Origin of the sequence: Actinoplanes sp. NPDC051861 (assembly GCF_040681145.1) — a bacterium.
In the GTDB taxonomy this organism is placed as follows: Bacteria; Actinomycetota; Actinomycetes; order Mycobacteriales; family Micromonosporaceae; genus Actinoplanes.
On the sequence record NZ_JBFAYE010000022.1, the window covers coordinates 150,037 to 163,872 of the forward strand.

The window sequence follows — 13,836 nt, forward strand, 5'->3', positions numbered from 1 at the left end:
CTCAGAGCCCTCCCGGTCGCAGGTGGTGGCGCTGGTCGCGCTTGCCGGCGAGATACTCGGCACGGGCGTCCCCGGTGCTGTGCAGCGTCGACACCTCGGCCACCGGCACGTCCCACCAGGACTCCGACGACGGCCCGGCGGCGAGTGGATCGGTCTCGATGTGCAGCACGGTCAGCCGGTCCGAGTCCCGCGCGTGCTTCAGCCCCTCGGACAGGTCGGCGACGCTGCGGCAACGGATCACCGCGGCCCCCAGGCTCTCCGCGTTGGCGGCGAGATCCACCGGCAGACGCGCGCCGTCGTAGTCGCCGGTCTTCGGGTTCCGGTAGCGGTAGCTGGTGCCGAACCGCTGCGAGCCGACCGATTCCGACAGGCTGCCGATCGAGGCGAACCCGCCGTTGTCGACCAGCACCACGATCAGCTTCACGCCCTCGGCCACGGCGGTGACGATCTCCTGCGACATCATCAGGTAGGAGCCGTCGCCGACCAGCGCGTACACCTCACGGGACGGGTCGGCCAGCTTGATCCCGAGCGCTCCGGCGATCTCGAAACCCATGCACGAGTACCCGTACTCGACGTGGTACTGCTTCGGATGCCGCGCCCGCCACAGCCTCTGCAGATCACCCGGGAGGCTGCCGGCCGCCTGCACCACGACGTCGCGCGCTCCGCACGCTTCGTTCACCACCCCGATCACCTCGGCCTGGGTGGGCAGGTCACTCTCTTTTCTTCGGTACGCGGAATCGACCGTCGCCTGCCACCGTGCGACATCCGCCGCGAAGTCCCCGGTGAACCGCCGCCCGTGCAGAGCGGGCAGCAACGCGTTGAGGCCGGCCCGCGCGTCACCGACCAGCGACAGCGCGGCGAGCTTGCCGGCGTCGAAGGCGGTCACGTTGAGGTTCACGAACTTGACGTCCGGGTGCTGGAAGGCGCTGCGCGACGCGGTGGTGAAGTCGCTGTACCGGGTGCCGATGCCGATCACAACGTCGGCGTGCCGGGCGAGCTTGTTGGCGACCGGGTTGCCGGTCGCGCCGACCCCGCCGACCGCGTTCGGGTGGTCCCAGCTCAGCGCGCCCTTTCCGGCCTGGGTGTCGGCGACCGGGATGCCGGTCTGACGGGCGAACCGGTCCAGGGCGGCGGACGCCTCGGCGTAGATCACCCCGCCACCGGCCACGATCAGGGGACGGTGTGCGCCGCGGATGGTGGCGGCGGCCCGTTCGACAGCGAGGGGGTCCGGCACCTGACGGGGCACGTGCCAGACTCTTTTCACGAACAGTTCGTCCGGGTACTCGTACGCCTCCGCTTGAACGTCCTGGGGAAGGCAGAGGGTGACCGCACCGGTCTCGGCCGGGTCCGTCAGAACCCGCATCGCGGAGAGCAGGGCCGACGGCAGTTGCTCCGGCCGCGTCACCCGGTCGAAGAAGCTCGACAGTGGACGGAACGCGTCGTTGACCGACACGTCACCCGCCCGCGGGTCCTCCAGTTCCTGCAGCACCGGCGTGGCCACCCGGGTCGCGAACACGTCCGACGGCAGCAGCAGCACCGGCAGCCGGTTGACCGTCGCGAGCGCCGCGCCGGTCAGCATGTTCGTCGAACCCGGGCCGATCGACGCGGTGCAGGCCAGCGTCGACAGCCGGTTGCTCATCCGGGCGAACCCGGCCGCCGTGTGCACCATCGCCTGCTCGTTGCGAGCCAGCCGGTACGGCAGCTCCGGCGAGCCGGTGCGCTGCGCCTGCAGCAGGGCCTGCCCGATGCCCGCGACGTTGCCATGACCGAAGATGCCCAGGCAGCCGGCGACCGTACGCTGCTCGATGCCGTCCCGTTCGGTCCACTGGTTCGCCAGAAACCGCACCACGGCCTGCGCGACGGTGAGCCGGTGCTTCACATCCGCCTCTTTTCCTTCACTGAAGTCAGCGGCAGCCTGGGGTCGATCTCCTGACCCGCCCAGCGGCCCCGGACCCAGCCGTGTGCCGGGTCGTCGCGGACCAGCCACCGCCGCTCGCCGGGACCGGCCATCACGTTGAGGTAGTAGAGGTCGTATCCGGGAGCGGCCATCGACGGGCCGTGCCATCCGTAGGGGATCAGCACCACGTCACCGGTGCGCACCTCGGCGCAGACGTCGATCGGGCGGTCCTCGTGGCCGTACACCCGCTGGAAACCACAGCCCGGCCCGCCGCCCGGCGACGTCGACACCTCGTAGTAGTAGATCTCCTCGAGGCAGCTCTCCTCGAGACCGTCCTCGTCATGCTTGTGCGGCGGGTACGACGACCAGTTGCCACCCGGCGTGAGCACCTCGCACGCGATCAGCCGGTCCGTCTCGAACGTCTCCGGCGTGCAGAAGTTGTTGACCTGCCGGCTGGCCTGCCCGGCGCCGCGCAACTCGACGTGAACGTCCTCGGCCGGCCCGTACCGGAACGGCAACGTCCGCGTCGCCCGCGCCGCCGGCAGCGCGAACCGCCCGCCGTTGGGCGCCCGGAGACTCACCGCGGTTCCCCGCGGCAGATAGGCGAAGTCGGTCACCCGCGAGAACACCGACCGCCGCCCGGTCAGCGTGAGCCGCTCGTCGTCGCAGGCCACATCACACCCACCGGCCAGCGGCAGCACGAGCATCTCGTCCGGCCCGGTCAGGAACCGCACCCGCCCACCCACCGGCAGATGCACCGTCCGCAGCCCGCTGAAGTGCCACCCGGCATTCTCCGGGCTCACACACACGTCAAACGGCCGCTCCGCCGAACTCCCGTGCGGCACCAGCGGATTGACCCTTCGGTGACCGTCACTCATACACGGCCCCCACGTCCCAGCCGCCCCCACCGCGCGGCGCGCCCGGCGCCCCGTGCCCAGGGCCGTAGTCCCGCACCCCCGGCGCTCCCGGCGCCTCCACGCCCGGGCCGTCGTCCCGCACCCCCGGCGCCCCCGGCGCCGCCGGCGCCCTCGTGTTCTCGTTTTCTCCCGCCGCTCCACCACGCCGCCGGCCGTCCATCGCGGCCTGCCCGGCCTCGCTTGTGTCTCCGCCCGCAATGCACGCCGCGCGGACCTCGGCCTCCGTGGGCATGGCGTCCGAGCAGGAGAGCCGCGAGGCGACGATGGCTCCGGCAACGCTGGCGAAGCGCATCGCCGCCTCGAGGGTCCATCCGGCCAGCAGGCCGTGACACAGTGCGCCGCCGAAGGCGTCTCCGGCGCCGAGTCCGTTGACCACCTCGACCGGGTGCGGCGGCACGCTCACCGTCTCACCGGCGCGGGACCCGAGGGTCCCGGCCGGACCCTGCTTGATCACCGCGAGCTCGGCGCCGGCTTCGTGCAGGGCCTCGGCCGCTTCGCGGGGATCGCGTACGCCCACCGCCGTCTCGACCTCGTCAAGGTTCCCCACGGCCACCGTGGACAGCGCGAGCGCCTCGGCGTACCACCGGCGGGCCTCGTCGCGCGACCTCCAGAACATCGGCCGGAAGTCCAGGTCGAAGATCGTGATGCCCGCCCGGTTGCGCGCCGCCAGAGCCGCGAGCGTCGCCGTCCGCGAGGGTTCCGCGCTGAGCCCCGTGCCGGTGACCCAGAAGACCCCAGCGCCCTTGACCGCCCCCAAGTCCAGTTCCGACGGATATATCTCCATATCTGGCGCTTTAGGGTACCGGTAGAACCAGAGCGGAAAGTGATCAGGCGGAAAGATCTCACAGAACGTCACCGGCGTGGGCAGCCCCGCCACCGCCGTCACATACCTGTCGTCGACCCCGAACTCCCCGAGCCGCTCATGCAGGAAGTCCCCGAACGGATCGTCCCCGGTACGCGTGATGATCGCCGTCCGCCGCCCGTACCGAGCCGCCGCCACCGCCACATTGGCCGCGCTCCCACCGAGAAACTTCGCGAACGTCCGCACTTCCGCCAGCGACACCCCCACCTGCTCCGGGTAGAGGTCCACACCGATCCGCCCCATCGTCAGCACCTCGTCCAGGGGCATGCGCGGTCCTTCCGCCGTTGTCACCCAGCGGTAACGGCCCGGCGACGCTGGGTTCGGACCTGGTTCCGATGTAATTACGCAGCCGCCTCCACGTCAATACCCGTGCGGCGAGCCGCGGCGCTGGAGCCGCCCTCCTGCTGCGTGGATTTCGCGATCATCTCATCGATGAAGCGCGCGAAACTGGCCGTGTAGAGCAGACGGCACTCGGCCCAGTAGCCTTTGAACCCCGGCATCGCCAGATCACCGGCGATGACGTTGCGCCAGGCGGCCCAACGCTCGTCACCCGCCACACCGGACCGCCAGCTCAGAAACATCCCCTCGTGAGTGTTGAGGCGCATCAGCACATAGAGCGCCCGCTTGGCCTCGGCCTCGTCGCGCACCCGGAAACCCCGGCCCTCGACGTGCCAGCAGAGCATCTCCGGATCATCCCTGAGCAGCACCGCGGTGACCTCGCGCTGGTTACTCACGAGAGCGTGATACGCGCCGCGTTCGAGGGCGGTGGCGGCGATCCGCGACTGACGCGAAACATGCCTCACCTGGAGATAGCTCAGAACGAGCGCGGCAAGGACGGCGAGGAACGTCAGGATCTGCAGGATGTCGGCGAGACGCAAGGCAACCTCCTCCTTACTTACAGCAACGTTGAGTCGACTGTAGAGGAGACAGAAAAGGGGTGCGGGCGTCAGCCCGCACCCCTTTTCCTGCTGTCAGGTCAGCTCTTGCGCCACATGCGGTAGAACGGTGTGCCGTCCGGGAGGTAGATCTCGAACGGGGTCATGGGCTCGTAGCCGTACCGGCGGTAGAGCCGCACGTTGTTCTCGTTCGTCGCCTCCAGGTAGGAGGGGACGCCGGCGGCCGCCAGCTCGTCGTGGGTGCGCTTCATCAGCGCGCCGCCGAGGCCGTTGCCCTGCTCGGAGGGGCGGACCGCGAGGAACTGGAGGTGCCAGTGCGGCTCGGTCGGGTGGTTCTTCTCGAAGAGCTCGCCCAGGGCGCCGAAGCGCTCCAGGTGCTCGCCCGCGAGAGCCGTGAGCCGGTCCATGTAGTCGTCCGGCGTGGGCAGCTCGTTGACCCGGTCGAACCAGACCGCGGCGGCCGCGTAGCCGCCGTCCGGGTGGTCGATGACCTCGACCTTGCCGTACCGGTGGGCGGTCTCAGACTCCAGCGTGAAGAAGTCGGCCATCACCCGCTCGCGGTCCTCGGGCACCGGCACCAGGTACGCGTCGGCAGCGAGGGCGTCGAAGGAGTTGGAGATCAGCGCGCCGATGGCGGGCAGCTCCTCCTCGCGAGCCGGCCGGATCACGGGGCCGGTCATCGGGGCTGGTCCGTCTCGTTCAGCGCCGCGGCGAAGCCACCGGTCGTGGTGGTGGCGCGGGCACCGAGGCCGATGCCGGCGTACACCTGCGGGCGGGAGCCGCGCAGGATGAGCGCCCAGATGATGCCGCCCGCCATGAGCACGAAGAACGACGCCGGTACGACGATCGCGGGCGTGCTGCCCGGCTCGACACCGAGCAGGCCGGCGATGTTGTCGATGGCCAGGTACGTCATCACCAGCAGCAGGACCGAGCTGATCACCGGCGCGATGATCCGGTGCAGCACGTCCTCGCCCTGCGGGTTGCGGGCGAAGTAGCCGATGACCGCGAACGAGGTCAGCGTGACCAGCAGCAGGACGCCGAGGCCACCGCCGGTGCCGCCCCAGAAGAAGAGCTGGACCAGCGGGTCCCACTCGAAGACCGCGTAGGCGACGATCACGATGAGGCCGAGCGCGGACTGGGCGAGCGAGCCGTTCTTCGGCGCGCCGGTGCCCGGGACGGTACGGCCGAAGGTGCGCGGGATGACGCCCTCGCGGCCGAGCGAGAACATGTACCGCGAGATGATGTTGTGGAACGAGATCATCGCGGCGACCAGCGAGGTCAGGAACAGGATGTGGCCCAGGTGCAGGGCGACGTCACCGAGCTGGACGGCGGCCAGGTTGAAGAAGAGCTCGGGGCCCTCCTCGGTCGCGCGAGCCACGACGTCGTCGCCGGCCGCGGAGATCATCGCCCAGGAGGCGAAAGCGTAGACCACGGCGATCAGGGCGATGGCGATGTAGGTGGCCCGCGGAACGGTACGGCGGGGGTCGCGGGACTCCTCGCTGAACACCACGGACTGTTCGAAGCCGACGAAGCCGGTGACCGCCATGACGAGCAGCGCGCCGGAGCCCGCGCCGACCAGAGTGCCCGGGTCGACGGCGGCGGTGGAGGCCTCGAAGCCGTCCGAGAAGATCTCGGCGAACGCGAAGACCAGGGTCACCACGATCTCGGCGATCAGCAGGGTCGCCAGGACCTTGCCGTTGACGGCGACGTCACGGACACCGAGGACCGCGACCATGGCCCACGCCACCAGCGCGATGATCCACCACTGGAGGTCCACACCGAACCAGTCGAGGAACAGCGGCTGGGCGATCGCGCCGAAACCACCGTACGAGGCGACCTGGAACATGTTGTAGGACAGCAGCGCGACCCAGGAGGCGCCGACGCCGACCGGGCGGCCGAGGCCCTGCGAGATGTACGCGTAGAACGCGCCCGCGTTGGCGATGTGCCGCGCCATAGCGACGTAGCCGACCGAGAAGATGGCCAGGACCAGGGCGACGGCGAGGAAGGCGATCGCGATGCCGGTGAGGCCGGTGACCGCGAGACCGGTGGGCACCACGCCGGCGACCACGGTCAGCGGTGCGGCCGCCGACATCATGAAGAAGACGATCGCCGCCACGCCGAGGCGGTCACGGGCCAGCGCGTCGGAGAGCTGACTTCCGGGGGGTTTGGTTGCGGTCGAGGACACGCGGACTCCAGATATTCAAGGGGTGGGTGAAATTGTCAGCTCAGGCGCGGCGGGCCATGACGGCGTCTCCGACGGCCGCCTCGGCGTGTGCGACGAGCTGCTGCAACATGACTGGGAAGAGCCGGCGGAACTGATCGAACAGTCCGGCCCGGTCGCGGGCGTTGAGCGTGGCCAGCACATGCTGGTCGAGCCCGGTGGCGAGGATCAGACCGGCGAGCAGCAGGTCGGCCACGTCGAGGTGCTCGTCGCGGGAGACCTTGGTACGGATACGGGTGGCCGGCCAGCCGGCCGTCATCGAGTCGGCCGGCACGAACGAGACCTTCGTGCTGAGCAGTCCTCGTTTCTCCACCCGCTTGATCAGCCCGGCGCGGGCGAGGCGGCGCTCGACCAGGTCGGTGGCGATACCGGTGGAGAGGTACGCGAGCCAGTTGCGCACGCCGTGTTGCCCGGCCTCGCGGCGCAGCTGCTCCAGCACGGCCGTGGTGGCGGCGTCGCCGGTCGGACGTTCGTCGATGATTATCAACTCGGTCTCGACCAGGTCGACGCGGCGCCACAACATCAGCTCTCCGAGGAGTGCCGCGCCGAGACCCAGGCCGAGAGTGGCGGGTGACAGCAACGACTTGCCCCGAATCGTGTCGTGAGCAGTGAGGTATAGATCATCCGCGGGCGGTAGCTGCGGCGGCGACGCCACTGCCGGTTCTCCTCTCGACGCCTTGGGAAAATGCCCGCGAGTTCACCGAAAGTAACGACGGTGACGATCCACGAAGCAATTACGTAGCGCTCCCCCCGGCGCGACCGGCAGTAGCCTGCCAGGTCGCGCCCCGTCGCGCAACGTCCGGATGCGACAAAAGTCGGTTCCACAGTGGGCGTTGTTGATCACATTCCTGGTCAGCAAGTTTGAGCGTCGATCGATAAAGCTGATGACAATATCAGCCAGTCACGATATTCAACCATTTCCAATTGTCGAAGTTTTGTAAACACCTGCTCAACACGGGAGCGGAGCGTTACTTCACCGCTGAAATCATCACGCTCCGTTATTACTTGCCGGATCAACTAAACCGGCGTACCGTTGGCGGCAAATAGTTGAAGCTTCAACGGAGGTCACCCGTGCGGATGCCTGCTCTGTTCCTCAGCCACGGCGCCCCGCCGCTCGTCGACGACCCCACATGGGTCTCTCAGCTGCGCGATCTCGCCGCCGGACTCCCCCGCCCGCGCGCCATCCTGATCGCCTCGGCCCACTGGGAGTCGGCCCCGCTGATGCTCGGCGCGACCGAGACAGTGCCGCTGGTCTACGACTTCGGCGGCTTCGCACCGCACTACTACCAGGTGCAATACCGTGCGCCGGGCGCGCCGGTCCTCGCCGACCGGGTCGCCGCGCTGATGCCGGACAGCGAGACCGTCGCCCGCACCGACCGCGGTCTTGATCACGGAGCGTATGTGCCGCTCACCGTGATGTACCCCGAAGCCGACATCCCGGTGCTGCAGATGTCACTGCCGACGCTCGAGCCGGACCGGCTGCTCGACCTCGGCGCCCGGCTCGCCCCGCTGCGCGACGAGGGCGTCCTGATCATCGGATCCGGCTTCACGACGCACGGGCTCCCGTTCCTGCGCGACTGGCGCCCCGAGGCCGCCGCGCCCGGCTGGTCGCGCGAGTTCGACGCCTGGGCCGCCGAGACTCTGGCCCGCGGCGCGGTCGACGAACTCGCCGACTTCCGCGACCGCGCGCCCGGCATGCCCTACGCCCATCCGACGATCGAGCACTTCGCACCGATGTTCCTCACCCTCGGCGCCTCCGGCACCCCGGACGCCGCCCCCGACCAGTCCATCGACGGCTTCTGGATGGGCCTGGCAAAGCGCTCCTTCACCACACCCTGACCCCGCGTGTGGATTTCGTCCCCGCTCCGCACCCCAACTCCACACGCAACACCCACCAACCCACCAACCCACCAACCCACCACCCCACCAACCCACCAACCCACCAGCCCACCACCCGCGTGTGGAGTACGGCCCACCCACACACCCCAACCCCACACGCAACACCCACCCACCACCAGCGTGTGGAGTACGGCCCGCCCACGCACCCCAACTCCACACGCAACGCACGCCCACCACCCGCGTGTGGAGTACAGCCCACCCACACACCCCAACTCCACACGCAACATCGGCCGCCTCGGCCGGCGGCGGGGGACGGCCGGGAGTGGGCAGTCAGCCGGTCGCCCGGTTTTCGGGGACTTGCCAATGCGCGTACATTTAAGAAAAACCGCCCAGAATGACCCGACTCGCCCGGATTGCCCACCCACTTAGGCCGTTGTTCAGCATGTTCGCAGCTTCTTCCGAGATCCTGTGAAGCATGCTTGAGGTCTCCGCGCTCGGGTGGACCGTGACCATCGGTGTCATCGTCGCCCTGCTCGCCCTCGATTTGACGCTCGGGGTGCTCCGTCCACATGTCGTCGGCTTCCGGGAAGCCGCCGCCTGGTCAATCTTCTACATCGCCGTCGCGATCGCGTTCGGCGTCGTCTTCGCGAGCATCTCCGGTTGGGGATACGGCACCGAGTACTTTGCCGGCTACATCGTCGAGAAGAGTCTGTCGGTCGACAACCTCTTCGTCTTCGTGATCATCATGAGCACGTTCGCGGTACCGGAGCGGTATCAGCAGGAGGTTCTGACCTTCGGCATCATCATCGCTCTGATTCTGCGGGTCATCTTCATCGCGCTGGGCGCCGCGCTGCTGAGCGCGTTCTCGTTCATGTTCCTGATCTTCGGGTTGATCCTGCTCTACACGGCGGTGCAGCTGTTCCGGCACCGCGACGAGGATCCCGACGTCGGGGAGAACGGGCTGGTCAAGGCCGGTCGGCGGTTCCTGCCGATCACCGATGACTACGTCGAGGGCAAGATGGTCACCAAGATCGACGGGAAGCGGATGTTCACGCCGCTGTTCCTGGTGCTCCTGGCGATCGGCGGGACCGACCTGCTGTTCGCCCTCGACTCGATCCCGGCGGTCTTCGGAGTCACCGAAGAGGCATATATCGTATTTGTCGCAAATGCGTTCGCGCTGCTCGGGCTCAGAGCGCTGTTCTTCCTGGTCAAGGGACTGCTGGACCGCCTGGTCTACCTGTCGACCGGCCTGTCGATCATTCTGGCCTTCATCGGCATCAAGCTGGTGCTCCACTGGGCCCACAAGGACATCAGCGAGTCGGTCCCGGAGGTCAGCACCCCGGTCTCGCTCGCGGTGATCATCGGCATCCTGATCGTCACGACGGTGGCCAGCCTGATCAAGTCGGGGAAGGACCCGTCACTCAAGGCACACGCGGGGAGTCTGCGGGCGCGCAGCGACAAACAACAACACGTCGAGAAGTGAGAGAGAACGCCCCCGGCGCGTCGTCGCGCCGGGGGCGTTTCACTGGGCCAACGGCCCAGCGGCTTCATGCCCGATGCCAGGTTGAAAGTTGCCGCCGGTGTGGTCAGGAGCCCAGCCGGTTCAGGATGGCGTGGATCTCCCGGGTCTCGTCGGCGGTGTGCCGGCCGAGAATCGCGTCGAGTTCGGCACGTTCGGCCGCGGTCCGGAACGCCGCCAGCTCCTCGCTCAGCTGACGGTGAGCGCGGCGTGCGGCACGGCGGTCGGCGAGAAGAGCGCGGAAAGACTGCATTTCAAACTCCCCCTACGGAAGGTGACGATCCAAGTCTCGTCTCCGCCTGTTACAACGCTCAGACGCCGGAGTAACACGTCACTCTGCGTGTGTGAGCTCAGCCACGAGAGCCAGCTGAGTCCGGGACCGGACGCCCAGCTTCCGATAGACCCGCGTCAGCGTCGCCTCCACGGTCTTCACACTCAGATAGAGGCGGTTGGCGATCTCCCGGTTGCTCGCGCCGTCACGGACCATCTGCGCGATCCGCAACTCGGTCGAGGTCAGCCCCCGATCCGGCGCGACACTCCCCTCGGTCCGGGCCAGCGCCCTCTCCGTCTCCTCCGTCCACGGCCGCGCGTCCGCCGCCATGAACAGCGCAAGGGCCGCGCCGATCGCCATCCGGGCCGCCGCGTACCGCCGGCGGCGCCGCTCCGCCCCGCCGATCACCAGCAGCGCGTGCGCCTGCTCCACCGGCTGCCGCAGCGTCTCGAAGAGCCGCGCCGCCGCCGTGGACAGCTCGACCGCCGAGTCCGCCTGTCCCGACTCGGAGTGCACGATCGCCGCCGCACGGTCCAGATAGCCCGCGAGCGCCGGCGTGCTGCCCAGCCGCGCCGCTGCCGCACGGGCGCGTACCAGCGTCTCCGCCGCCTCGGCGTGCTCTCCCAGGGCGGCCAGTCCGGTGGCCAGGTCCGCGTGCCAGCGCACGATCATCGGGTCGGCGCTGCCCGAGGAGACCTCCAGGTCGCGCAGCCGGCGCAGGGCGGCCACCCCGGCGCGTGTGTCGCCCGAGCGCAGCGAGGCCTGGCCCAGCGCGTGCAGGTTGCGCCGCAGATAGAGGCCGTCACCCTCCTGCTCGGACGCCCGGATGCCGCGCCGGGCGATGGCCGCGGCGGCGCTCAGGCTGCCACCAGCGAGTTCGGCGACCGCGGCGGTGTACCAGGTGGGCCCCGGACTGAGACCGGCGTCCTGCGCGGCCCTGACGGCCCGGTGGGCGTATCGCAGTGCCTCCTGGCAGCGTCCCGCCCGGGTGGCGACCTCGGAGAGGCTGCGCAGCACCTCCACGCGGGCCTCGCCGATCCGGTCGTGCTCGGCGACGGCGAGCAGGCCCAGCAGGTCGGCGCGGGCCTCGTCGAGGCGGTCGTCGAACAGGGCGAACCGGGCCGCCATGTACTGCGGTCCGTAGTGCAGCCAGTCCGGCGCGGGTGCGGCGGGCAGGGCGAGTGCGCGGTCGAGGGTGTCGCGCCACTCCGGCTCGCCGCGCATCCGCTGGATCTGGGCGAGGACGCTGAGGGCCATCGCCTCGGTGGTCGGGTCGCCGGCGCGGCGGGCGGCCTGCTCGGAGCGGCGGGCCTCGTCGGCGGCGCGGTCGGCGTCCCCGGTGAGGAACGCCTGCCAGGTGAGACGCAGGCGTACCGGTGCGAGCAGGGCGGGGTCGTCACCCGCCTCGGCCAGGGCGGCGGCGAACGTCTCGCCCATCTCGGCGAGACCCTGTCCGGCGAGGTCGAGCAGGACGACGCGGGCGCGGACACGGTGCCCGGCCGGGGCGTCTGCCGCGATGACGGCTTCGGCGGCACGCCCGGCGAGCGCCGGGGCACCTCCGGTGAGTGCGAGCCGGGCCGCGGTGACGAGCCAGTCGAGGCGATCGGCGGCGAGGCCGTGCGGGCAGCGGTCAGCGGCGAGAAGGAAGAGCTCGGCGGCGGTGCGGTCATTGCCGCGGGTCGCGCACCGTTGTGCCGCTCCGGCCAGGTGGGTGGCCACGGCCGCGTCGGCTTTGATCGTACGCAACGCGCGCTGGCGAATCGACTCGACCGGGTCGAAAGCCGCCTCGGCCAGAGCGGCGTGCACCCCCGAGCGCGCCGCAGCCGGAGTCTCGTCCGCGAGCACCTGCGCGAGCAGCGGCGGGGTGAACCGGATCGCCTCCCCGCTGACTCGCACCACTCCGGCCGCCACGGCAAGTCGCAGGTCCCGGACGGCGTCCGCACGCCCGGCCCGCAGCAGCAGGGTGACCGTCGGTTCGGTGGCCAGCGCGGCGACGAGCAGCGTCTGTGTCACCTCGGCGTCCAGGCAGCTCAGCAACTCACGGGTCAGTGCCAGCGCGTCCGGCGGGAGCGGCGCGGGCCGCCAGGCGGGTCCGGCGGCGACGGCACCGCCCAGGGCCAGCGCGAGGAACGGGTTGCCGGCGCTCGCCTCGTGAAGCCGGCTGGCGGTGCGGCAGGGCAGGCCGCGGGCCTCCAGGAGGGCGGTCAGGTCGTCGGGTTCCAGTGGCGGCACCGGCAGCTCGGTGACGGGCGCGGGGCAGAGACGCGCGGCCCGCCGCGCCCGGTGATCAGGGAGCTCAGCGCGACGGCGGTCGCGGAGATCCGGGCGGCGCTCCGCGGCGATCATCCGGATGCGGTGGTCCCGGTGGCGGCGCATCGCGTACCCGATCAGCTCGGCCGACTCGGGGTCGAGCCACTGCGCGTCGTCGAGGACGATCAGGACCGGTGCCGGGCGCGCGCAGTGCGCCAGCAACTCGGACAGGACCTGGCGCCGGGCCAGGGCCGGCACGCCGGTACGCGACGGCCGGCCCTGGCGCAGCGCGGCGAGCGCGTGCCGGGTCGCGGGCGCCAGAGCGGCGACCGCGTCCGGCGGGACCTGACGGACGAGGTCGGCGACTCCGGCGTACGCGAGACCGCGCTCGCCCCGCGCCGGGCGCAGGCGCAGGACCCGCTCCCGGCGCGCGACGGCGTTGTCGGCCACGGCGTCGAGCAGCGCGCTGCGTCCGATGCCGGGCGGCCCGTGCAGGGCGATCCCGCCTCCGGACAGCAACCGGTCTTCGATGGCCGTGAGCAGCGCGTCCCGGCCGAACAGGGTGGGCACGAGCCGCAGCCTAGGTAGCCGCGCTCACGCTCATCAATGGTTGGGACGGGTACGTCACATGTGTTACTTCTTGGTTACCGAGGTGGCCGTGACCGATCCGTCCTCCGCGGTGGCGCCCTCGACGGTGATCGAGTCGCCCGCCTTGACGTCGCTCAGCTTGCCTTTCTTCGCCGTGGCGACGCTCGTGTCCCCGTCCGTCTTGACCGTGACGACCGTGCCGTCCTCGGTCTCGACGTAGATCGTCTTGCCGTTGACGAGCTTGACCTTCCCGGTGGTTCCGGCCGCCGCCGCTGCCGTCGTGGCCGGCGTCGGGGCGTTCTGCCCGAAGCCTCCGCTCGGGAAGCCACCGCCGCCGCTGCCACGGGTGAACCCGCCGGGCGCCGCCGCGGTCGTGGTCGCCCCCCACTGCTTCTGCGCCTGCACACCGCCGAGGAAGCCGCCCATCAGCAGCACGGCCACACCCAGCCCGACCGTGCCCCGGTTCCACCATCGCCTGGGTGCCGCGGCCGCCAGCTCGGCGGAGAGGCTGTCGTGGTCCGGCTCGTCCACCCGGGCCAGGATCGCGGTCTCGTCGTTCGTCGTGGTCACCGTGGA

At 70.2% G+C, this 13,836-nt stretch carries 12 protein-coding genes; 2 read left to right on the forward strand and 10 right to left on the reverse strand.

The window, feature by feature from the left end; all coding sequences use genetic code 11:
• Position 1 precedes the first annotated feature (1 nt).
• The 7 genes from iolD to AB0M02_RS38180 form a co-directional block, all read right to left on the reverse strand.
• Complete coding sequence (gene iolD / locus AB0M02_RS38150) at positions 2–1,879, reverse strand: 3D-(3,5/4)-trihydroxycyclohexane-1,2-dione acylhydrolase (decyclizing) (RefSeq protein ID WP_364236282.1); 1,878 nt, start codon at positions 1,877–1,879, stop codon at positions 2–4.
• Complete coding sequence (gene iolB, locus AB0M02_RS38155; protein ID WP_364236284.1) at positions 1,876–2,775, reverse strand: 5-deoxy-glucuronate isomerase; 900 nt, start codon at positions 2,773–2,775, stop codon at positions 1,876–1,878. The genes iolD and iolB overlap by 4 nt, the downstream gene beginning before the upstream one ends.
• Positions 2,768–3,943: a 5-dehydro-2-deoxygluconokinase gene (gene iolC / locus AB0M02_RS38160; protein ID WP_364236286.1), complete on the reverse strand. Its 1,176-nt coding sequence runs from the start codon at positions 3,941–3,943 to the stop codon at positions 2,768–2,770. The genes iolB and iolC overlap by 8 nt, the downstream gene beginning before the upstream one ends.
• A gap of 74 nt (positions 3,944–4,017) precedes the next feature.
• Entirely contained in the window at positions 4,018–4,554 is a 537-nt protein-coding gene (locus tag AB0M02_RS38165) for a hypothetical protein (protein ID WP_364236287.1), read from the reverse strand.
• A gap of 98 nt (positions 4,555–4,652) precedes the next feature.
• A complete protein-coding gene (locus tag AB0M02_RS38170; protein ID WP_364236290.1) occupies positions 4,653–5,252 on the reverse strand; it encodes a GNAT family N-acetyltransferase in 600 nt (199 codons plus the stop codon).
• Positions 5,249–6,757, reverse strand: coding sequence for an APC family permease (locus AB0M02_RS38175; RefSeq protein WP_364236291.1), 1,509 nt, complete (start codon positions 6,755–6,757; stop codon positions 5,249–5,251). The genes AB0M02_RS38170 and AB0M02_RS38175 overlap by 4 nt, the downstream gene beginning before the upstream one ends.
• 40 nt (positions 6,758–6,797) lie before the next feature.
• Positions 6,798–7,448, reverse strand: coding sequence for a GPP34 family phosphoprotein (locus tag AB0M02_RS38180; RefSeq protein ID WP_364236293.1), 651 nt, complete (start codon positions 7,446–7,448; stop codon positions 6,798–6,800).
• Positions 7,449–7,870: 422 nt separating this feature from the next.
• Here AB0M02_RS38180 and AB0M02_RS38185 point away from each other — a divergent pair, with 422 nt between their 5' ends.
• Together AB0M02_RS38185 and AB0M02_RS38190 are read left to right on the forward strand one after the other, a co-directional pair.
• Positions 7,871–8,632 carry a class III extradiol ring-cleavage dioxygenase gene (locus AB0M02_RS38185; protein WP_364236357.1) on the forward strand — a complete coding sequence of 254 codons (762 nt, stop codon included), beginning with the start codon at positions 7,871–7,873 and terminating at the stop codon, positions 8,630–8,632.
• Between the two features lie 475 nt (positions 8,633–9,107).
• A complete protein-coding gene (locus tag AB0M02_RS38190; protein ID WP_364236295.1) occupies positions 9,108–10,115 on the forward strand; it encodes a TerC family protein in 1,008 nt (335 codons plus the stop codon).
• Between the two features lie 103 nt (positions 10,116–10,218).
• On the opposite strand, the gene AB0M02_RS38195 is transcribed toward AB0M02_RS38190, so the two are convergent.
• The 3 genes from AB0M02_RS38195 to AB0M02_RS38205 form a co-directional block, all read right to left on the reverse strand.
• The gene (locus AB0M02_RS38195) at positions 10,219–10,404 is read right to left on the reverse strand and encodes a hypothetical protein (RefSeq protein ID WP_364236296.1); all 186 of its coding nucleotides are present in this window, start codon (positions 10,402–10,404) and stop codon (positions 10,219–10,221) included.
• A gap of 78 nt (positions 10,405–10,482) precedes the next feature.
• The gene (locus AB0M02_RS38200) at positions 10,483–13,242 is read right to left on the reverse strand and encodes an AAA family ATPase (protein WP_364236298.1); all 2,760 of its coding nucleotides are present in this window, start codon (positions 13,240–13,242) and stop codon (positions 10,483–10,485) included.
• Between the two features lie 63 nt (positions 13,243–13,305).
• Complete coding sequence (locus AB0M02_RS38205) at positions 13,306–13,830, reverse strand: hypothetical protein (protein ID WP_364236299.1); 525 nt, start codon at positions 13,828–13,830, stop codon at positions 13,306–13,308.
• Positions 13,831–13,836: the final 6 nt, after the last annotated feature.